The sequence below is a fragment of the Nocardia cyriacigeorgica genome, assembly GCF_010868145.1.
Lineage (GTDB): Bacteria > Actinomycetota > Actinomycetes > Mycobacteriales > Mycobacteriaceae > Nocardia > Nocardia cyriacigeorgica_D.
Genome location: NZ_JAAGUY010000017.1, coordinates 54501 through 78880, shown reverse-complemented (window position 1 = coordinate 78880; position 24380 = coordinate 54501). Strand labels below are relative to the sequence as shown.

The 24380-nt window shown below is 69.3% G+C and carries 1 protein-coding gene (only partly in view); it reads right to left on the bottom strand.

Annotated elements, in window-relative coordinates:
- Positions 1-31: 31 nt before the first annotated feature.
- Positions 32-24380: the 3' portion of a non-ribosomal peptide synthetase gene (locus tag GV792_RS19490; RefSeq protein ID WP_163825589.1), read on the bottom strand. 1178 nt of this gene lie beyond the right edge of the window; the window shows 24349 of its 25527 coding nt (coding positions 1179-25527); its start codon lies off the right edge, out of view — the gene reads right to left on this strand; the stop codon is at positions 32-34.

The following is a 24380-nucleotide window of genomic DNA, read 5'->3' as shown; positions in this document are numbered from 1 at the left end:
GTGGTGCCTTTCTAGATGTTGCGGGCGTGGTTCATGCGCGGTCGTGGCCGGTCCAGCGGCTGGTGAGGACGTGCCCGATGCGGGCGAGCGCGGCATCGGTGGTCATACGCCAGTGCGTGGTCTGGACGGCGTGGTTGTGCACGGTGCCGTCGACGGCGTCGGACCAGGTGGCGGCACCGGTGGCACCGGTGGGGTCGTCGGACGCGGCGGTGAAGTACAGCAACTCGCCCTTGTAGGGGCGGGGGTGATAGCGGGTGATCAGGCGCAGCGAATCGGCGCCGGAGTCCAGGATTCGAGTGAGGCGGTCGATGCCGAAGGAGGCGAACGGTTCCGGGAGCCGGGAAAGGTGGTCGGCCAGCTGGTCCGGGGCGAGTTCGGCGCCGGGCTGGTCGCCGAGCAGCCCACCGAGCAGTTCCGCCACCGGTATCGGCGCGGACAGCTCGGCCTCGATGGTCAGGGGGCTGTCCATCATCGCCAAGGTGGCCACGTGCTGCCCCTGGTCCTGCAACAGCACCGCGATCGCATGGGCGAGCACACCACCGAGCGACCAGCCGAGCAGGTGATACGGGCCCTCCGGCTGGACGGCCCGGATCTCGCGAACGTAGCGCTGCGCCCACTCCTCGATCGAACCCGCCTGCGGTTCATCGGAATTCAACGCAGGCGACTGGAGTCCGTACAGTGGACGGTCCGGTTCGATATGGGCGGCGAGACCGGCGAACGACCAGGCCACGCCACCGACGGGGTGCACGCAGAACAGCGGCTCGCGAGGGCCGCCCGCCCGTAGAGGCAGCAGCACCTCGAAGGCGGCGTCGGCGTCGATCCGGCCGCGTCCGGCCCGGTGCTGCTCGATCTGGGCGACCAGGCCCGCGGGCGTCGGTGCGGAGAACAACCACACCACCGGAATCTGTTCGCTCAGTGCATGGCCGAGCTGTGCGGCGAGCCTGGTGGCGAGTAGCGAATTGCCGCCGCGTTCGAAGAAATTGTCGTCGAGCCCGATACGCGCCGGCTGAGCGACCCCGAGCACGGTGGCGAAGACCGCGCATATCGTGCGCTCCAACTCGGTAACGGGGGCACGGAATTCGCGGGTGGCGATCTCCGGCCGTGGCAGCGCGTTGCGATCAACCTTCCCATTGGCCGTCAGCGGCAGTTCGGCCAACCGCATCAGCACCGGCGGAACCATGTAGTTGGGCAGTAGCTCCGACAAAGCCGCACGCAGGTCACCTTCGGTGAGTGGCTCGACGGTGGTGAAATAACCCGCCAGCATGGCGTTCTCACCACCGGTGCGGTGCGCGATAACGAATGCGTCCGCGACCTCGGGCCGGGAGCGCAGCGCGTGCTCGATGTCGGCGAGCTCGATGCGGTAGCCACCGATCTTGACCTGGAAGTCGCGGCGCTCCACATATTCGAGGTCGCCGTCGGTGTTCCAGCGCACCATGTCGCCGGTGCGGTAGAGGCGGGCGCCGAGTGCGCCGAACGGGTCGGCGACGAACCGTTCGGCGGTGAGGTCCGGGCGGCCGTGGTAGCCGCGGGCCAGCTGAGCGCCGCCGAGATACAGTTCGCCGGTCACCCCGGCGGGGACCGGGTGCATCCGGTCGTCCAGCACATACACCTGGGTGCCGGATTCCGGTGCGCCGATGGGCACGACCGGCTGCCGGGAACCGCGTTCGGTGCGGAACCTGGTCACCGACACGGCCGCCTCGGTGGGACCGTAGAGGTTGTCGACCCGCGCGGTGGTCTTCGCCGTGATCCGTGCCAGGGTCGCGGCGGGCAGCGCCTCACCGATCACCAGAAGCCTGCGCAATGACGCGGGCAGCTGCCGCTCGCCTGCCGCCTCGGCCAGCATGGCCAGCAGCGACGGCACGAGTGTCACCGTGGTGATCGAGGTGTGGTCGATGAGGCCGAGCAGCCGGTTCGGGTCGCGGTGGGCATCCGGCTGTGCCAGCACGATGCGGGCGCCGGTGCGGGTGGCCCACCACAGTTCCCAGATCGACAGATCGAATGCGGCCGAGGTCAGTTGCAGGACCGAATCACCTACAGCGAGACCGTATTCGGCCTGCATCCAGTCCAGCTGGTGCGAAACCGCGACGTGCGGGACAGCAACGCCCTTTGGTATGCCGGTGGAACCGGAGGTGAAGATGACGTACGCCGTGTTCGACGGAGCGAGCGAGCCCCGACGCTCATGCGCGTACACCGGTCCGGACGCGGCCGCCGCGACGCCGGCGGTCCGAATATCCAGCACCGGCGGCTCGAGCTCCCCCGGCAACACCATCGGCGCGCGAGCCGAGGTCAGCACCAGCGAAGGCGAGGCCGCCGAGAGCACCGCGGCGGTGCGGTCCAGTGGATGCGCCGGATCCAGCGGGACGTACGCGCCGCCCGCCGTGACCACGGCGTACATGGCCACCAGGAGATCGACGCTGCGCGGAATCGCCAACGCCACCAGCGTTTCCGGCCCGACACCATGCTGGATGAGCACGCGCGCCAGCTGGTTGACCCTGGCACCGAATTCGCCGTAGGTGAGAGCGGCATCGGCGGCGAGCAGCGCGATCGCACCGGGAGTGCGCGCCGCCTGCGATTCGAAAGCGGTGGTCAGCAACGCGGGGGCGAACTCGTGCTCGGCCTGGTTCCAGACGCGCAGGACGCGTTCGGATTCGGCCGGATCGAGCAGCGGGAGATCACCGACCGGCGCCTGCGGGGTCGCGCAGATCGCCGCGAGCAGGCGGTGCAATCGGCCCGCGAATCCGGCGACGGTCGACTCGTCGAACAGTGCCGTGGCGTAGGTGAGTGTGGCCGCCATCCCGGCCGGGGTTCCGTCGGCGTGGTAGCGGTCGGTCACCACCAGGTGCAGATCGAATTGCGAGACCTCGGAGTCGAAATCAGCGGCGGTGACCGTCAATCCGTCCAGCGCGAAATCGGCCTCGACCTGGTTGTGGAAGGAGAAGCCGACCTGGAACAGCGGATGCCGCGCGGTGGAGCGTTCCGGGTTGAGTACCTCCACCAGCCGCTCGAACGGGACGTCGGCATGGGCGAAAGCGGCGACGTCGGCGGCGCGCACCCGGTCGAGCAGTTCGATGAAACTCGCACCCGCGTCCACCTCGGCGCGCAGCACGAGGGTGTTGACGAACATGCCGACGACCTCGTCGAGCGCGGCTTCCCCACGCCCGGCGACCGGCGTGCCGACCGCGATATCGGAAGTCCCCGACAGCCTCGCCAGCAGAACCGCGAACGCGGCATGCGTGACCATGAACAGGGTGGCGCCGCTGTCACGGCCGAGGTCGGCGAGCCGGGCGTGCAGCGCGGCGTCGATGGTGACATCGAGATGCCTGCCCTGGGTGGACGCGACCGCGGGCCTTGGCCGGTCGGCCGGTAGTGCCAGCTGCGCGGGTAGCCCGGCCAGCGTATCCGTCCAGAAATCGAGCTGACGGGAGATCAGCGATGCTGGATCGTCCTCACTGCCGAGCAGTTCCCGCTGCCAGCGGCTGTAATCGGCGTACTGCACTGGCAGCGGAGCCCAGTCCGGCACGGCGCCGTGCTTGCGGGCCGCGTAGGCGACCATCACATCGCGCGCCAGCGGTGCCAGCGAGGAGCCGTCCGCGGCGATGTGGTGCACGACCACAACGAGCACATGCGCGGCCGGGCCGAGGGCCAGCAGCCTGGCGCGGATCGGCACTGTATCGGTGACGTCGAAACCGTCGCCGACAAAGTTCGCGACCGCGGCGGTGAGATCGTCGGCGGTCACCGCGATCGGCACAAGCACCGGTGTGCCCGCCTGGTCGATCGGCAGCACGACCTGCACCGGCCCCGCCTGCTGCTGCGGGTATACGGTGCGCAGCACCTCGTGCCGCTGCACCACATCGGTGATGGCGGCGTTGAGGGCGAACACGTCCAGGTCGCCGGTCAAGCGCACGGCCAGCGGGATGTTGTAGGCCGTGGACTGGCGGTCGAGGCGGTTAAGGAACCACATGCGCTGCTGGGCGAGCGAGAGCGGGACCGGGTCGTCGGTGGTGCGGCGGGCCAGCACTGGACGTGCGGGTTCTCCGGTGTCCCGCGTCGCGTCGAGTGCAGCGGCGAGCGCGGCGACGGTCGGGTGCTCGAATACTGTCCGCACGCCGACCGAGGTTCCGAGCGCGCCGCCGAGCCGGGCGGCCAACTGCGTTGCTGTGAGCGAATTTCCGCCGAGCGCGAAGAAGTCGTCGTCCAGGCCGATCACAGCGGATGAACCGGCGCCCATGTCCTCGGGCGAGGCTGCGCCATCAGTTGCGTCTGCCGAGCCGAGGACCGCGGCGACGACCGCCGCGACAGTCCGTTCCGTCGCGGTATTCGGAGCACGGAATGCCGCCGTGCGGATCTCGGGCTTCGGCAGCGCTTTCCGATCCAGCTTGCCCACCGGCGTCAGCGGCAGCTCATCGAGGACCATGATGGCGCTCGGCACCATGTAGGCGGTCAGGGACCTGGCAGCGTGTGCGATGAGCGCGGCGGTGTCGATGGTGTGGCCGGGTGCGGCGACGACATAGGACACCAGGGCGGTGGCCCCGGCGCTGGTATGGCCGACGGTCACCGCGTATTCCACGCTGGGATGGGCGGCAAGCACGGCATCGATCTCACCGAGTTCGATGCGCAGGCCACGCACCTTCACCTGCTGGTCGGAGCGGCCGACGTACTGGATCGCGCCGGAAGTTGTCCAGCGCACCAGGTCGCCGGTGCGGTACAGCCGTCCACCTGCCGCACCGTACGGATCGGCGACGAACCGCTGCGCGGTCAGCGCTGCCCGCGCGTGGTAGCCGCGAGCAAGGCCGTGGCCGCGCAGGTACAGCTCACCGGTGACACCGACGGGCACCGGCTGTAACCGCTCATCGAGTACGACAGCCGACATGCCGTGGATCGGCCTACCCATATCGAACGGGTCGCCGGGACGCATGGGTGCGCTGATCGTGGTGATGATGGTGGTTTCGGTCGGGCCGTAGGTGTTGTGGAAGTGCCGTTGTCCGCGAGACCAGCGGCGCACCACCTCCGGGCCGAACGATTCGCCACCGACCGTGAGCCGGATGAGGCAGTCCACTTCCTCGGGGTCGAGCGTGTGCAGGACGGCCGGGGTGAGGAAGGCGTGGCTCACCCGCTTGTCCCGGATGAGTGCGGTCAGCTCGCTGCCGCCGTACACCCCGGCCGGAGCGATGACCAGCGTCGCGCCCGCGGCGAGCGCGAGCAACAGCTCCAGCATGGAGGCGTCGAAGCTCGGTGAGGCGACGTGCAGGACGCGCGAGTCCGGGCCGACTTGATACCGATCACGTTGCGCGACCGCGACACCGGCGATCCCGGCATGCGTCGCGACGACGCCCTTGGGCACACCGGTGGAACCGGAGGTATAGATCATCCAGGCCGGGTTGGCGATTCGTATCCGGCGCACCAGTTCGGTGGCGGCGATCGGCGCGGCGCTGGTGTGCCACAGCCGGGTGGCGGTGGCGGGTGCATCCACCACCAGCCACTCGGCGCCGTCGGGGAGCGCGGCACGCGAGGAGGCGGTAGTGAGCCCGAGGGCGGCACCGGAGTCCGCCAGCATGTGGGTGATGCGTTCGGCCGGGTAGGTCGGGTCGACCGGAACGAAGGCGGCACCGGTCTTGGCCACCGCCCACACTGCGAGCATTGATTCCGCGGACCGCGGAATGGCGACCGCCACCACGTCCTCTGCGCCGATGCCTGCTCCGATGAGCAGGCGGGCAAGCCGCGAGGACTGCTCGTCCATCGCGCGATAGGTCAGCTCCCGGTCACCGGCGGCGACGGCAATGGCGTCGGGATCGGCGGCGACGGCGCTCGCGATGAGCTGGGCGAGGGTGCACGGCGGCACGGGTGCGGCACCGCGACGTGCAAGCAGTTCCGCACGTTCGATGGGTGCGAGCAGATCAGCGGCGCCGATCGGCCGGTCGGGTTCGGCGGTGAGCGTCGCGAGCAGGCGGCCGAATCGTCGCAGGAGGCCCGCCGCGGTGGAGCGGTCGAACAGGTCGGTGGCGTAGTCGAGTTCGATGCCGAGGTGACCGTCGTCGTCGAGTTCGGCGGCGACGGTGAACTGGAGATCGAACCGCGCCACCGGCTCGTCGAACGGCACCGGCGTCAGGTCCAAGCCGGGCACGGCGTATGTGTCGGCGCCGGTGTTCAGGTAGTTGAGTGCGACCGTGAACAGCGGATGGCGGGCCTGCGAGCGTTCGGCACCGAGTTCGTCGACCACCTGGTCGAACGGCACCGTCGCGTTGGCGAAGGCCGCGATATCGGCGTCGCGGGTCCGGTCGAGGAGTTCGGCGAAGGAGAGGTCGAGTTCGGGCTGGGTGCGCAACACCAGGGTGTTGACGAACATGCCGACCAGATCGTCCAGCGCGGCGACTCCGCGACCTGCGACCGGTGTGCCGATGGGGATATCGGTACCACCGGAGAGCCGAGCCAGCAGCGCGGCCAGTGCGGCGTGCAGCACCATGAACGGGGTGGCGTTGTGCCGAGCCGCGATCTCCCGCACGCGGGCTCCCACACCACCACCGATGCGGGCCCGGATGCTGCGTCCCTGCTTGGAGGCGACGGCAGGACGCGGCCGATCCATCGGCAAGGCCAGTTCTTCGGGGAGGTCCCGCAGAGTGTCGGCCCAGTAGGCGAGCTGCTCGGCCGCCACAGAGTCCACAGCGGTGTGCTGCCACAAGGCGTAATCGGCATACTGGGCCCGCAGTTGTGGCCACATCGGTGTACTACCGAGGACCCGGGACAGGTAGGCCGCCAGCAGATCTCGCAGCAGCGGGTTCATGGAGTAGCCGTCGGCGGCGATGTGGTGTACGACCGCGACGAGCACATGACTGCGGTCGTGTTCACGCAGCAGCACCGCGCGAACCGGGACCTCGGTGGTGACGTCGAATCCCGTGCCGATGAACGCGTCGATCCGGTCCTCGACCGATCCGGTGAGCGACTCGACCGCGAGCCGGACCCGCGCGGACTCACCCGGAAGCACGATCTGATGACCGGTGCCGGTGCTATCGACGGGGTAGATCGTCCGCAACACCTCGTGCCGGGCGATCACGTCATCGAACGCGGCAACCAGGGCGTCGGTGTCGAGTTCGCCGCGGATACGCACCGCCACGGGAATGTTGTGCGCCGCCGACGCGGGGTCGAGCCGGTTGAGGAACCACATGCCGCGCTGCACCGGCGCCAGCGGAATCCGTTCCGGACGTTGGCCCGCGACCAGTGCGATCACCTGCTCACCGGCATCGCCTAGTCGCGCGGCCAGCCCGTGCACGGTTGGCGCTTCGAACAGCAGCCGCACCGGCACCCGTCGGCCGAGCCGCTCACCCAGCCGGGCCAGCACGCGGGTGGCGGTGAGCGAGTTGCCGCCGAGGTCGAAGAAGCCGTCGTCGACGCCGACCGGGCCGGAACCGAGCACACTCTCGAAAGCCTCGGCGACCAGCCGTTCGGCCGGAGTCACCGGGGCGCGATAGGCGACACGGTCGAATACCGGGTCGGGCAGGGCGGAGCGGTCCAGCTTTCCGGACGAATTGAGCGGGAAGGAGTCAAGCACCATGACCGTCGACGGCAGCATGTACGACGGGAGTGCGGCCGCCGCGGCACGCAGCAGCTCGGTGTCGCGGACGACGGCACCCGGCTGGGTGATGACATAACCGACCAGATGCTCGTCGGCGACCCGAGCCGCGGCCTGTGCCACACCCGGTGCGGCCGCGAGCACCGCTTCGATTTCGCCGAGCTCGATGCGCTGACCACGGAACTTCACCTGGAAATCGGTGCGGCCCAGGTACACGAGTTCCGCGCCGGACGCGGTGTGCTCCCAGCGCACCAGATCACCGGTGCGGTACATCCGCTCGCCGGGTTCGCCGAACGGGTTCGCGACGAACCGGTCGGCGGTGATGGCCGCACGTCCGTGATAGCCGCGCGCCAGCTGCGTGCCCGCCAGATACAGTTCGCCCGCGACGCCGGGCAACGTCGGCCTCAGCCGCCCGTCCAGCACATAGACGCGGCTGTTCCATTCGGGATTGCCGATCGGCATGACGGTGCGGTCGACCTCGCCGGTGACTTCGCGGTAGGTGATGCTGACCGCGGCCTCGGTTGGCCCGTAGAGGTTGTGCAATGCAGCCCGGCTCACCGCGCCGAAGGCCCGTACGGTCTCGGCGGGTAGTGCCTCGCCGATGACGAACACCGTGCGCAACGACCGCAGGGCGCCGGTCGGTCCCGCCGTGCCCACATGCCCGGCGAACACGCTCAACATGGAGGGCACGAAATCGGTGACGGTGACGCCGTATCCGCCGATCACCTCGGCGAGGTAGCCGGGATCGCGGTGTCCGTCCGGGGTGGCGAGCACGACCGTCGCGCCCACCCGCAGCGGCAGGAAGTAGCCCCACAGCGACACGTCGAAGGTGGTCGCGGTCTTCTGCAGGTACACGTCGTCGCCGGCGAGCCGGTACTCGGCCTGCATCCAGTTCATCTGGTTGACGATCGCGGCGTGCGACACCGTCACGCCCTTGGGCTTTCCGGTCGAACCGGACGTGAAGATCACATAGGCCGGATGCTGCGGCCGCAAGACGGCGGTGCGTTCGTCGGCGGCGATCGGCTCGTCGGATCGGCGGGTCAACGCGACGGTATCGACGAATACCGTCTGCCCCTGGTAATCGATCTGGTCACGTTCTGTGGTGAGCAGCGCGGCAGGCCGGGCGGTGTCGAGGATGTGGGCAATGCGCTGGGCCGGATGGTCGGGGTCGATCGGCACGTACGCGCCGCCAGCCTTCAGCACCGCATACATGGCGACCACGAGGTCAACGGATCGGCGAATCGACAGCGCCACCAGCGATTCCGGCCCGACCCCGAGGTCGATGAGGTGACGGGCCAGCTGGTTGGCGCGCCGGTCGAGGTCGCCGTAGCCGAGGGTGACGGTGGCCGAACCGTCGTCGGGGACGTAGACGAGCGCGGGCTCTTCGGGTGTCGCGGTGGCCTGCGCCTCGAATTCGTCGAGCAGCAGTTCCGGAACGTAGGCGGTGTGCGCCGAATCGTTCCATTCGGTGAGCACCCGGTGGCGTTCCCCGGACGCGAACAGGTCGATATCGCCGACCGGACGGTTCGGCTCCGCGGTCACCTCGGCCAGCAGGCGCAAGAACCGGGTACCGAAACCGATGACCGTGTCGGTGTCGAAAAGATCTGTGGCGTAACCGAATCGAAGCTGTTCGTCGCTGACGGTCAGCTGCAGATCGAAGCGGGTGGTTTCATAGCCGGGCCCGTCGTATTCGGTGATGGTGAGACCGTCGAGCTCGAGCCGCACCGGCTCCAGGTTCTGGAAGAACAGCGCGACCTGGAACAGCGGATGCCTGGCCTGCGAGCGCGGCGGATCGACTACCTCGACCAGCCGCTCGAACGGCAGGTCCGCGTAGGCGAAGGCATCCAGGTCGCGGTCGCGGACCCGGTGCAGCAGCTCGGCGAAGCCGGTGGCGGCGTCGACCTCGGTGCGCAGCACCACGGTATTGACGAACATGCCGACCACGTCGTCCAGTGCGGCGTCACCGCGTCCGGCGACGGGTGCGCCGATCGCGATGTCGGTGGTGCCGGACAGGCGAGCGAGCAGCACCGCGAACGCGGCGTGCACCACCATGAACGGGGTGGTGTCGGTGCCGGCGGCCAGGGCCGCGATCCGTGCGCGGAGGTCGTCGCTCATGGCGATCGAGACGCTCGCACCCGCATGAGAGGCGACGGCGGGGCGGGGGCGGTCGGCGGGCAGGTCGAGCTGGGCGGGCAGGCCACGCAAGGTCTGCTGCCAATAGGCCAGCTGGGCAGCGGCCGGTGCCGCCGGATCGTCCTCGGCGCCCAGCGTTTCGCGCTGCCACAGTGCGTAATCGGCGTACTGCACCGGAAGCTCGGCCCACCCCGGCGCGGCGCCGGCAGCACGGGCGGCGTAGGCGATCGCGATATCGCGGGCCAGCGGGCCCATGGAGAAGCCGTCGGCGGCGATGTGGTGCACCACCAGGACGAGGACGTGTTCGTGTCCGGCGAGCCGGGCCAGGCCGATCCGCACCGGGACCGCGCTCGTCACATCGAAGGGTGTGCCGACGAATTCGGCGATCGCTTCGGCGACCCGCTCGGCATCGAGCGCTGCGATCGCGGGCACCTGCGCCGGTTCGAGCACGCGCTGGCTGCCGACACCGTCGTTATCCGGATAGACGGTGCGCAGGGTTTCGTGCCTGCCGACCACGTCGGCGACGGCGGCGGTCAGCGCATCGATATCGAGGCTGCCGGTCAGACGGATCGCTACCGGGATGTTGTTGACCGTCTCCTCGGGATCGAACCGGTTGAGGAACCACATGCGCTGCTGTGCAGGCGAGAGCGGCAGCGTCTCCGGCCGCGGCCTGCGGGTCAGTGCGGCCCTGCCGCCGCTGCCGCGCAACCGGGCGACGCGGGCCGCGAGCCCGGCCACCGTCGGTGCTTCGAACAGCAACCGCACCGGGATCTCGGCGTCCAGTTCGGCACCCAGCCGGGCCGCTACCCTGGTGGCGATGAGCGAATTGCCGCCGAGGGCGAAGAAGTCGTCGTCGGCGCCGATCCGATCGGCACCGAGAAGCTCGCCGACGATCGCGGCGACGGTCTCTTCGATGCCTGCGGCGGGGGCGCGGAAGGGGGCCGCGGTGAAAGACGGTGCGGGCAGGGCGTTGCGATCGAGCTTGCCGGAGGAATTGAGCGGCAGGTCGTCGAGGGTGACGAACGCGGCGGGCACCATATAGGCGGGGAGTTCGGCGGCGAGTTCTTCGCGGACCGCATCGACATCGACACTGCCTGCGGGCACCAGATAGGCCACCAACTGGTCGCCCAGCCGCTCATCCGATCGCACCACGACCACCGCGCGGCTGACCGAATCCAGTCCCGTCAGCGCCGTTTCGATCTCCCCCAGCTCGATTCGCAGGCCACGCACCTTCACCTGGAAGTCGGTGCGGCCCAAGTACTCCACCTCGCCGTCGGCACGCCGGCGCACCAGATCGCCGGTGCGGTACATCCGCTCGCCGGGCGCGCCGAACGGATTCGCCACGAAGCGCTCGGCGGTGAGCTCCGGCCGTGCCACATATCCGGAGGCCAGCTGGGATCCACTCAGATACAGCTCACCCGCCACCCCCGGCAGGACGTGACGCATCCGCGAATCCAGCACAAGCAGACCGGTATTGACAACCGGACGGCCGATCGGCACGGATACCTGATCGTCGTCGGTGACCTCGTGGAAGGTGACGTCGACGGCGGCTTCGGTGGGACCGTAGAGGTTGTGCACCTGCGCGCCGGTCAGCTCGCGGGCGCGTTGGGCGGTGGCGGCGGGCAAGGCTTCACCCGAGGCGAACAGCAATCGCAGCGCCGTCGTGTCGGCCACCTGCGCGTCGACGAACACCGCGAGCATCGACGGTACGAAATGCGCGACGGTGATCCGCTCGTCGCGGATCAGGCGCGCCAGATACCCAGCGTCGCGGTGACCGTCGGGGCGCGCGATCACGAGACGGGCGCCGATCTGGAGCGGCCAGAAGAACTCCCAGACCGAGACGTCGAAGGTCGCGGGAGTCTTCTGCACCACGGCGTCCCCCGTGGTCAGCGCGTATTCGTCCTGCATCCACACCAGCCGGTTGACAATGGCGTGGTGTGGGACCGCGACACCCTTGGGTCGGCCGGTGGAGCCGGAGGTGAAGATGATGTAGGCGGTGTTGCCGGGGGTGATGGCGCCGATCCGGTCGGCGGACGTCAGCGGATGCGACCGGTAGCCGGACAGGTCGAGCCGATCGATTCGGACCTGACGAGCGGCGCCCGCGTCCAGATCGACGCCGGAGGTGAGTACGCATACCGGGCGCGCGGTGGTGAGCACGTATTCGGTGCGTTCGGCGGGATGGTCCGGGTCCAACGGCAGGTAGGCGGCACCCGCGGCGACCACCGCGTACATGGCGGTGACCAGGTCGATTGACCGGCGCATACCCAACGCGACGACCGATTCCGCGCCGACGCCCTGGTCCACCAGCCAGCGGGCCAGTCGGTGGACTCGGGCCGAGAACTCGGCGTACGAGAGACTTGCCCCCTCGAAGGTGACGGCGGTGGCGTCCGGGGTGCGGGCGGCCTGGGCCTCGAACAGGGAGATCAGGGTGGCCGTCGGGTCGACCGCGTGTGCGGTGTCGTTCCAGCGTTCGAGGGTGGCCCGTTCGGCGTCATCGAGCAAGTCGATATCACCGACCGGCAGTTCCGGCGCAGCTACGACAGCCTCCAGCACCCGCACGAAGCGGGCCGCGAACCCCTGCGCCGTGCTCTGGTCGAACAGGTCGGTGGCGTAGCGCAGCACACCGCGCAGGACGGTCGCGTCCGCATCGGCCTGTTCGCTGAGCTCGAGCGCGAGGTCGAACTGGGCGACCTGGTTGTCGATGGGATATCCGGCGACCTCGAGACCGGGCAGCCGCACAGTGGTGTCGTCACGGTGCTCGAAGGTCAGCAGGGCCTGCACGATCGGAGAATGCGCCTGGGAGCGGACCGGATCCAACTCCTCCACCAGACGCTCGAAGGGCAGTTCGGCGTTCGCGAAGGCACGCACATCGGCCGCACGCACGGCGGCGAGCAGGTCGGTGAAGGACCGGTCGGCATCCACCCTGGTCCGCAGCACCAGTGTGTTGACGAACATGCCGACCAGCTCATCCAGCGCTTCCTCGGCCCGGCCCGCCACCGGCGTACCGATGGCGATGTCGTCGACACCCGCCAGACGGCCGAGCAGCGTGGCGTAGGCGGCGTGCACGACCATGAACGACGACACACCATGTGCCTTGGCAAGGTCGGCGATCCGTCCTGCGAGATCGGCGCCGATACCGAACTCCACCGTGGCTCCTCGGCCCGAGGCCACCGCGGGCCGGGGTCGATCGGCGGGCAGCTCCAGCACCGGCGCCAGGCCGGCGAGCTCGTTGCGCCAGTGCGCGATCTGCCCGGCAAGTACCGAATCCGGATTGTCGGCCGAACCGAGTGCGGCGTGCTGCCAGAGCGTGAAGTCGGCGTACTGCACCGGCAGTGGCGACCAGTCGGGGCCGGTGCCCGCGGTGCGGGCGGTGTAGGCCGTCATCAGGTCGCGGGCCAGCGGTGCGGTCGACACGCCGTCCGCGGCGATGTGATGCACGACGACGGCGAGGACATGGTCGTCCGGAGCGACGCGCAACAGCGTCGCGCGCACCGGGATGCGGGTGCGCAAGTCGAAACCACCGGAGACGGAGGCGATCACCGAGGCGGTCAGATCCGCTTCGGGGGCATCGACGGGACGCAGCTCCAGTTCACCGGCGGGGAGCGCGGCGAGCACCACCTGGGTGGGACCATCGGCGTCTGCGGGGAAGACCGTCCGCAGCGATTCGTGGCGATGCACCACGTCCCGCAAGGCGGCGCGCAGTGCGGGCACGTCCAGCTCGCCGGTCAACCGGATGGTGATCGGGATGTTGTAGACCGCCGAATCCGGATCGATGCGGTTGAGCAGCCACATCCGGGTCTGTGCCAGCGACAACGGGATACGGGCCGGTCGCGGGCCGGCCACGAGAGCGGGGCGGTCAGCGGCGGTCCCCGTCGCGACACGCACCGCGAGTCCGGCGACGGTCGGCGCCTCGAATACCTCACGCACCGTCAATGCCGAGCCCAACGCCGCATTGGCGCGCGCGACCAGACGCATGGCCAGCAGCGAGTTACCGCCGCGGACGAAGAAGTCGTCGTCGGCGCCGAGTGGTGTGGCGGTGCCGATCAGGTCGGTGATCAGCGCGGCCAGCACCGATTCCGCACCTTCGCGCGGAGCACGGAAGGCGGCGCCGGTGCCGGCGACCTCGACGGCCGGCAGCGACTTGCGGTCGAGCTTGCCTGCCGTGGTCAACGGCATCTCGTCCAGCACCATCAGATGTGCGGGCACCATGTACGCCGGAAGCCGCCCACGCACGTCATCGAGTACGGCTTCGACAGAAAGCGATTCACCGCTGACATAGCCGAGCAGACAGTCCTGCCCCGCGCTGTCACGAGCCGCGACGACAGCCGCGTTGTTCACCCCAGCCACCGACGTGAGCGCCGCCTCGATCTCGCCGAGCTCGATCCGCTGACCGCGCAGCTTCACCTGGAAATCATTGCGGCCCAGATACACCAGATCGCCGTGGCGGTTCCAGCGCACCAGGTCGCCGGTGCGGTACATCAACCGGCCGGACGCACCGAACGGATCGGCGACGAATCGTTCCGCGGTGAGCGCCGCCCGACCCTGGTAGCCACGGGCCAACTGCTCACCCGCGAGGTAGAGCTCACCGGTGACACCGATCGGTACCGGACGCAGCCGCGCGTCCAGCACGTAGGCGCGGGTATTCCAGCACGGACGCCCGATCGCCACATCCCGGTCCGATTCCGAGGCCGGATCGGTGAACTCGTGGAATACCGCTGAGATGGCGGCCTCGGTGGGTCCGTAGGAGTTGTGCACGGTACCGGGAAACCCGTCGCGCAGCGCGGCGAGCAGGTCCGGGGTCAATGCTTCACCGCCACAGTGCAGATGACGCAGGGAACCGAGTGTGTCGCCCATGCCCTCACCGACCAGCGCCGCAAGCACCGAGGGCACGAATTCGGCGAAGGTGACCTGGTGCTCGCGCAGCAGGCCGGCCAGATATTCGAGGTCGAGATGCCCGCTCGGCCGCGCCATGATGAGCGGCGCGCCGACCGTCACCGGCAGGAAGCACTCCCACACCGAGACGTCGAAGGTGAGCGGGGCGCGCTGCAACAGCCGGTCCCGATCGGTGACCTCGTACCTGGCCTCCAGCCAGCGCAGCTGATTGGTGATCGCGCGGTGCGAGACGGACACGCCCTTGGGGCGGCCGGTGGAGCCGGAGGTGAACAGCACGTAGGCGGCGTTGTCCGGGCGCAGCGGATGTGTGCGCTCGGCGTCGGTCACCGGTGAATCGTCGTATCCGGACAGGTCGATGTTCGGGTAATCGAGCACGGGCACAGTGAGTTCCGGCAGCTGGGCACCGCCGGTCTGCACCACGAGCAGCGGCGCCGCGCCCTCGACCACCTGTGCGATGCGATCGGCGGGGTGTTCGGGATCGATCGGTACGTAGGCGGCGCCCGCACGCACGATCGCGTACATGGCGACGAGCATGTCGATCGAACGCAGGGCACCGAGCCCGACGATCGTCTCCGGTCCCGCGCCCTCGGCGATGAGCTTGCGGGCCAGGCGGTTCGCCTTCGACGCCAGCTCGGCATACGTCAGCACGGAGCCCTCGAAACCCACCGCGATGGCGTCCGGGGTCGCGGCGACGCGGGCGGTGAGCAGGTCGTCCAGTGTTTCGACGGGCACCCGCCGGTGTGTGTCATTGCATTCCGACAGCAGCAGAGCGCGCTCGGCCGACGACATCACTTCGATCTCGCCGACGAGCGCATCCGGATGCTCGACCAGGGCGCGCAATACCTGCTCGAATGCGGTGAGGAAGCGGGCGGGGGTATCGGCGTCGAACAGGTCGAGGGCGTAGTGCAGGTGAACGTCGATGCCGTCGGCCGCACCGTCGGTGGTGTATCGGTCGGTCAGCGTCCAGTCCAGGTCGAGCTGGATCGGCGCCGCGCCGACCTCGAGCGCGGAGATACCGAGGCGGTCGAGCCGGAAGTCCGGCTTGGACTGGTTCTGCAAGGTCAACGCCACCTGATACAGCGGTGCGTGGGCCTGCGAACGCACCGGATTCACCGCGTCGACCAGCTGCTCGAACGGCACAGCGGAGTGGTCGAAAGCGGCCAGGTCCACTGCTCTGGCCTGCTCGACCAGCTCGGCCAGTGTGGCGTCGGGGCGCACCCGGGTCCGCAGCACCAGGGTATTGACGAACATACCGACCAGCTCGTCGAGTGCCTCGTCACCGCGACCGGCGACCGGCGTACCGATCGCAATGTCGTCGGTGCCACCGAGACGCGCCAGCAGTACCGCGAGTGCGGCGTGCAACACCATGAACGGTGTCGCGCGGTGTTCGGTGGCGAATTCCTGGATGCGCTGGTGTAGCTCGGCATCGAGGTGGCCGGTGAGCGCGCCGCCGCGGTTGGTGGCAATCGCCGGACGTGGGCGGTCCGAGGGGAGGGTGAGGACGTCGGGGAGGCCGGACAGCTGCTCGGTCCAGTAGGCGAGCTGCCGCGCCAGCCGGGAACTCGGGTCTGCGGCGTCACCGAGTGCGGTGCGCTGCCAGAGGGCGAAGTCGGCGTACTGCAGTGGGAGCGGTGCGAACGCCGGTGCGGAACCGGAGGAGCGCGCCAGGTAGGCGGCGGCGAGGTCTCGGGTCAGCGGGGCGAACGACCAGCCGTCGGCGGCAATGTGGTGGACGACGAACAAGAGCACATGGGTCTGCTCGCCGAGGAAGGTGTCGGTAGCGGAGCCGGTGGAGGTCGCCGGGGCGAGTTGCGCGCGGGGAGCATCATCGGCCACACGCAGCAGCTCGATGCGGACCGGCACGTCACTGGTGACGTCGAAGCCCGACTGGGCGGCCGTGGCCACCAGGCCCGGAAGTTCGGTGGCGGTAACCAGCAGCGGCTCGAGGTGCACCGGCTGCGACCCGGCGGGAAGCACGAGTTGCGAGGCGACGCCGTCGTGTTCGGGATAGACCGTGCGCAAGGTTTCGTGGCGGGCGATAACGTCCTCGATCGCCGCGGTGAGTGCGGCGACGTTCAACGGCCCGGTCAGACGTAGAGCGAACGGGATGTTGTAACCCGCGCTCGCGGCATCGAAACGGTTGAGGAACCACATGCGCTGCTGGGCGATGGACAGCGGGATCGGTGCGGTGCGGTCCTGTGCGATCAGCGGCGGCAGCGCCGAATCCGCTACCGCTCCCCCGATCCGGCCGGCCAGCTCACGGACGGTCGGCGCGTCGAACACCGTGCGCACCGGCACCTGTGCACCGGTCGCCTTGGCGAGACGGGAGGCGAGCTGGGTGGCGATGAGCGAGTTGCCGCCGAGGGCGAAGAAGTCGTCGCAGGCACCGACCTGATCCACACCGAGCAGCGCGGTGAAGACGTCGGCGACAAGGGTTTCCGTGGTGCCTTCGGGTGCAAGGAATTCGATCGGCGCGAACACCGGCGCGGGGAGGGCCTTGCGGTCCAGCTTGCCGGAGGCGTTCACCGGGAAGGCGTCGAGCACGACGAACCCGGTGGGGATCATGTATCCCGGCAGTACGCGGGCCAGTTCGGCGCGCACTCCGTCGACGTCCACAGCGCCGTCGGGCACCAGATAGGCGACCAGCTGGGCACCGGTGCCGTGATCGTCACGCACCAGGACGACGGCCTGCGCCACGGTCGACAGCGCCAGCAGCGCCGCCTCGATCTCGCCCAGCTCGATGCGCAGACCGCGCACCTTCACCTGGAAATCGGTGCGGCCGCGGAAGTTCAGTTCACCGTCGGTGTTCCATGCGACGAGATCACCGGTGCGGTACATGCGGGCACCAGGTGCACCGAAGGGATTGGCGACGAACCGGTCGCCGGTCAGATCGGGCCGCCCCAGGTAGCCGTGCGCGAGCTGGGCGCCCGCCAGATACAACTCGCCGGGAACACCCGCCGGCACCGGCCGCAGCCGGGTGTCGAGAACATAGGCCTGGCTGTTCCACACCGGTCCACCGATCGGCAGCACCGTGTCATCGGTATCGCGCACCTCATGTGCGGTGATCTCGACGGCGGTTTCGGTAGGTCCGTACATGTTGTGCACACGGGCGCCGGTGAGCGCGCGAGCTCGGTGGGCAACGGCAGCGGGCAGGGCCTCGCCGGAGCAGAAGATGTGGCGCAGTCTCGGGACGTCGATGGATTCTTCGGCGACGAACGCCGCCAGCATCGACGGCACGAAGTGCGCGGCCGTGATCGCTTCGCGCCGCATGAGGTCGGCCAGATAGGCCGGGTCGCGATGCCCGTCCGGCTTCGCGATGACCAGCCGCGCACCGACCTGCAACGGCCAGAAGAACTCCGGCACCGAGACATCGAACGTGGCGGGTGTCTTCTGCAGCAGTGCGTCGGTGCCGTCGAGTGCGACGTAGGCCGACTGCATCCAGCGCAGCCGGTTGACGATGCCGCCGTGGCTCATCGCCACACCCTTGGGGCGGCCGGTGGAGCCGGAGGTGAACAGCACATAGGCGGTGTTCGACGCCCGCAGCGGGGCGCGGCGATCGGCATCGGTCACCGGGGCGGGCGAGTACGCCGCGAGATCGAGGTGGTCGATCCGGATCTGCGGCACCGGCAGATCCAGGTCCACGCCCGAGGTGAGAACGCAGATCGGTCTTGCGGTGTCGAGGATGTGGGCAGTGCGGTCGGCCGGATGATCCGGGTCCAGCGGGACATAGCCACCGCCGGCCACGGTCACCGCGTACATGCCGATGACCAGGTCGATCGAGCGGCGCATACCCAGCGCGACCAGCGTTTCCGGGCCGACACCGAGGTCGATCAGCCGTCGCGCGAGGCGGTTCACCCGTGCGGCGAGGTCGCCATAGGAGAGCGTCGCGGAGCGACTCGGTGCGGGGTGGCGGCCGGGCGACGGGTGGTCAAGGGATGTTTGATGGGCGAGTGCGGGTCCGTCGAAGGTGACCGCTGGCGCGTCCGGTGTGCGGGCGGCCTGCTCCGCGAACAGGCCGGCGAGGGTCTCGTCGGAGGCGAGCGGGTGGGCCGTGTCGTTCCAGTGGTGCACCACTGTGCTGCGTTCGGCCGCGTCGAGCAGCTCGATCTCACCGACCGGTACGTCCGGATCACTGCTGACAGCCGCAAGAACCCGCAGGAACCGCGTGGTCAGCGACTCGATGGTGGTGGCGTCGAACAGGTCGGTGGCGTAGCGCAGGCTGCCGGTGAGTGCGGCATCACCGGGGTCACCGACCACCAGGTGCAGGTCGAATTTGACGGTCTCGTCAGCGATATCCACCGGCTCGACGCGCAAGCCCGGAATATCCAGCGCCGGCAGGCCACGCTGTTCGCCGAAGCTCAGCATCACCTGAAACAGCGGATGCGCGCCGGTCGTGCGGTCCACGGCCATGGTGTCCACCAGCTGCTCGAACGGAAGCTCCGCGTTGGCGAAGGCGGCCAGATCGGCATCGCGAACAGTGCCGAGCAGTTCAGCGAAGGTGGAGTCGGGCCGCACCTCGCTGCGCAGCGCCACGGTATTGACGAACATGCCGATGAGCCCGTCCAGCGCACGCTCGCCACGACCACCGACGGCAGTGCCGACGACGATATCGGTGGTGGCGCTCATCCGCGCCAGCGTCGCCGCGAAGGCCGCGTGCACGACCATGAACAGCGAGGCACCACCGCGTCGCGCCAGCTCACGCAGGCCATCGGATACCTCGGGCGCGACGGTGAATTCGACGACGGCACCGCGCTGGGACGTCCGCGCCGGACGCGGCCGGTCGGTCGGCAGGGTGAGGTCGGCGGGGATCCCGTCGAGCACCGCATGCCAGAACCTGATCTGCTGGTTGGCCAGATCGCCGGGGCGGTCCGCGGAACCGAGTAGTTCGCGCTGCCACAGGCTGTAGTCGGCGTACTGCACCGGAAGCTCCGGCAGCTCTGGTTCGGTGCCTGCGGTGCGGGCGAGGTAGGCGGTGATCAGGTCGGTGACCAGCGGCGTCAGCGATAGCGCGTCGGCGGCGATGTGATGGACCACGAATACCAGCAGGTGCTCGTCCGTGCCGTCGACGGCGAGCAGGGCGATCCGGGCGGGCAGCTCGCTGGTCACCTCGAATCCGCCGCCTGCGATGGCGGCCACCGTGGTATCGATGTCGCGGGCCCGCACCCGAACCGGGTTCAGCCCGAGCCCGATCGCATCGGCGGCGAGGATCGACTGGTACGGGCCCGATTCGGTGTCCGGGTAGAGCGTGCGTAGCGTCTCGTGCCTGATCAGCACGTCGAGCACGGCCCGTTCCATAGCTCGCGGGTCAAGTGTTCCGGTCAGCCGCAACACCACGGGCAGGTTGTAGACGCCAGTGGACGTCGCGTCGGTGTCCTCGCTTTCCAGCCGGTTCAGGAACCACAACCGCTGCTGGGCGGGTGCGAGCGGGATCAGAGCGGGGCGCTCGCGGCGGGTCAGCGACGGTCGCGGTGTGGCCTCGGCGCGCAGTTCGCCGACGGCAGCGGCGAATCCCGCGACGGTCGGCGCGTCGAACAGGGCGCGCACCGGAACGCGGATGCCTGCCACCGCCCCTGTCCGCGCGGTGACCTGGGTGGCGTCGAGGGAGCTGCCGCCGAGGGCGAAGAAGTCGTCGTCGAGCCCGACCCGGTGCAGCCGCAGGACCTCCGCGAAAACATCGGCGACAAGGCGTTGGTCGGCGTCGACGGGGGCGCGGAAGCGAGCAGTGCGCAGGGTCGGCACTGGCAGGGCCTTGCGGTCCAGCTTGCCGCTGGTATTGAGCGGGAACTCGGTCAGCTCGATCACCGCGGTCGGCACCATGTAGGCCGGAAGCCGCTGGGACAAGGATTCTCTCAGCTCGTCGACATCCAGTTCGGCGCCGACCGCCCGGATGACATAGCCCGCAAGGAAATCGCCGTCCGCCCCGGTGATCAACCGTGCCGCGGCCTGGCTCACCCTGGGATCGGCCAGCAGCGCCGTCTCGATCTCGGCCAGTTCGATGCGTTGGCCGCGGAACTTCACCTGGAAATCCGCGCGGCCCAGGTAGAGGAGCTCGCCGTCGGCGGTCCAGCGCACCAGGTCACCGGTCCGGTACATGCGCTCACCGTCGAGGCCGAACGGATTGGCCACGAAACGATCCGAGGTGAGATCCACCCGCCGGTGATAGCCACGCGCCAGCTGGTCACCGGCCAGGTACAGCTCACCCGGAACCCCGATCGGCACCGGACGCAGCCGCGAATCCAGCACGTAGACCTGCGAATTCCACTCCGGTTCACCGATCGGCACCAGCGGGGCGTCCGCCTCGGTGACCTCGCGGTAGGTGATCGACACCGCAGCCTCGGTCGGGCCGTAGAGGTTGTGCAGTCCGGCGTCGCTGACCGCGTGGAACGCGGCCACCGTCTCCGGCGGCAGCGCCTCACCGATGACGAAGACATCGCGCAGCGTATCCAGTTCCTCGCGCCGCGCGTGCGCGGCGAACACCGTCAGCATGGACGGTACGAAGTCGGTCAGGGTAACACCGTGGCGGACGATCGTCTCGGCGATATAGCGCGGATCGCGATGGCCGTCGGGGGCGGCCAGCAGCAGCGTGGCGCCGGTGCGCAACGGCAGAAAATAGCCCCACAACGAGACATCGAAGGTGGTCGCGGTCTTCTGGAGGTAGATATCGCCGGTGCGGGGGCGGTATTCGTGTTCCATCCACGCCAGCTGGTTGGCGATGGCACGATGCGTGACCGCGACGCCCTTGGGTTTGCCGGTGGACCCGGAGGTGAAGATCACGTATGCGGGATGGTCGGGATGTAGCGGTGTGCGGCGCTCCGCGTCCGCGATCGCGGCCGTCGACAGCTCCGATAGGTCCACCGCGTCCAGCAGATGCACCGGCGCCTCGGTGGCGGCGGCGAAACCCGCTGCCCGCGTGCTCAAGACACAGTGCGGCCGCGCCGTCTCGAGGATGTGCCCGATGCGCTCGACCGGATGCGAGGGATCCACCGGCACATACGCGCCGCCTGCCCGCGACACCGCGTACATGGCGACGACCAGTTCGACCGAACGCGGCATCGCAAGCACCACCAGCGATTCCGGACCGACACCGGTCTTGATGAGGAACCGGGCCAGTCGGTTGACGCGCTCGGACAGCTCGGTATAGGTCAGTTCGACCGGTATCGGGTTCTCGGCCACCAGCGCCACCGCGCGCGGGGTGCGGCGGACCTGGCCGTCGAAACCCTCGTGCAGAAACCGATCGGCCACCCGGTGGCCGCTGGCATTCCAGCTCGCGGTGACGTAATCCAGCTCACCGGCGTCGAGTAGTTCGATATCGCCGACCGCGGTGATCGGTTCGGTGACGGCCGCGCGGAGCAGACGCGAGAACTTCGCGCCGAACTCGCGCACCGTCGGCGCGTCGAACAGATCCGTGGCGTAAGTGAATTCGGCGCGATAGCCGTCGGCGGCATCGGAGATGGTCAGTTGCAGGTCGAACTTCGCGAACTCGGCGCCGAAGTCGACCGGCTCCGCGGACAGCCCGGGCAGCTCGAGCGCCACCGGGCCGAGGTTCTGCATGAACAGCGCGACCTGGAACAGCGGGTGACGGGCCTGGGAGCGGGCCGGGTTGAGCACCTCGACCAGCCGCTCGAACGGAATATCGTCGTGGGCGAAGGCACGCAGGTCACGGTCACGGACCTGGGCGACGAGATCGGCGAACGTGGCGTCGGCGGACACGTCGGTGCGCAGCACCAGCGTATTGACGAACATGCCGACCAGGTCGTCCAGCGCGGCCGCACCACGCCCCGCGACCGGGGTGCCGATGGCGATATCGGTGGTGCCCGACAGCCGGGCCGACAGGGCCGCGAGCGCGGCGTGCAGCACCATGAACGGCGTGGATCTTGTCTCGGTCGCGACGCGATCGATGGCGGCACGCAGCTCGGCGTCGATACCGAATTCGTGTACCGCGCCACGGTAGGTGGCCTGCGCGGGGCGCGGGCGATCCGCGGGGAGATCGAGCTGCGCGGGCAGTTCGGCCAGTTCGGAGGCCCAGAAGTCGATCTGCCGGGCAGCCGCGGACTGCGGATCGGCTTCGTCACCGAGCATCCGCTGCTGCCACAGCGCGTAATCGGCGTATTGCACGGCCAGCGGCGCCCACCCCGGTGCGTGGCCGTCGCGGCGGGCCGTATAGGCGGTGATCAGATCGCGCATCAGCGGGCCCATGGATACGCCGTCGGCGGCGATATGGTGCACAACCAGCACCAGCGTGTGGTCGTCGGTGGTGGCTCGCAGGAGCCGGATTCGGACCGGGACCTCCTCGGCCACATCGAATCCGGTGCCTGCTGCTTCACGAACCGCTGCCGCGACATCGGCCACCGGCTCGGCCGCCAGCTCGAAAGCCGCTGCCGGGCACACCTCCTGGACGGGCCCGTCCTCGTGCCGTGGGTACACGGTGCGCAGAACCTCATGGCGCCCGAGCAGATCGGTGACGGCCGCCGAGAGCGCCGCGATATCCAGCTCACCGCGCAGCCGCAGTGCCACCGGGATGTTGTCGACCCCAGCGGTCGCACCGCCGGACTCGATACTGAAGCGGTTGAGGAGCCACATGCGGCGCTGAGCCGGGGACAGCGGGATGCGGTCGGGGCGTGGCTCAACGGAGCTCAGCCACGGCGCCGGAGCCGACCGACCGGCGTTCCCGGCTCGATCGGTGGCCACGGCATCCATCCGCGCGAGGGCAGCCAGGCCCGCAGGCGTCGGGTTGTCGAAGAAATCGCGCACGTCGACGCTGATGTCGAGCGCCGTACCGATGCGGGCGAGGGCACGGGTGGCGACGAGCGAGTTGCCGCCGCGGGCGAAGAAGTTGTCGTCGGCACCGATGCGGTCGTGGGCGAGCAGGTCGGCGAAGATCGCGGCCACGGCACGTTCGGATTCGGTGGCCGGTTCGCGGTATTCGGTGGTGGCTGTGTCGGAGTCGGGCTCCGGCAGGGCGCGACGATCCAACTTGCCGTTCGGGCTCAGCGGCATCTCGTCGAGCACGATGAGCTCGGCGGGGACCATGTAGTCCGGGAGCCGCTTGCGGACCGCGTCGAGCAGCGCGGTGGGGTCGAGCGGGGTGGGCCGGCTCGTGTCCTCGGTTCGTGCCGAGCCACCCGGGGCCACCGTCGCTTCCGCGCCGACCGCGTGTGCGCCCCTGCCGCCACTGGCAACCACGTACGCGACGAGCTGATCACCGGCTGCCCCGCGATGCACCACGGCCGCGGCTTGGGCCACCTCTTCCTGATCCAGCAGCGCCGCCTCGATCTCACCGAGTTCGATGCGCAGACCGCGCAGCTTCACCTGGAAGTCGATGCGGCCCAGGTATTCCAGCTCGTCCGGGCCGCCGTCGCTGCCCGCGGCCCAACGCACCAGGTCGCCGGTGCGGTACATGCGGTCGCCGGGGGCGCCCTCGGGGTTGGCGACGAAACGGTCGGCGGTCAGGCCGGCGCGGGACAGGTAGCCGCGGGCCAGCTGCACGCCGGCGAGATACAACTCGCCAACCACACCGGTCGGAACGGGCCGCAGGTTGTCGTCGAGCACCAGCAGGTCGGTGTCGTCGGCCGCGGCACCGATCGGCACACAGTCCCGATCGGCGGCGGTGACCTCATGTGCGGTGACATCGACCGCTGCCTCGGTGGGCCCGTACAAGTTGTGCAGGGTGGCGCCGCTGATATCGCGGAACGCGGCGGCGGTCGCCGCGGGCAGTGCTTCACCGGAGGCGAAAACCAGCCGCACACTGTCGATCGAGCGTGCCACGGCCGGCTCGGCCACGAACACCGCG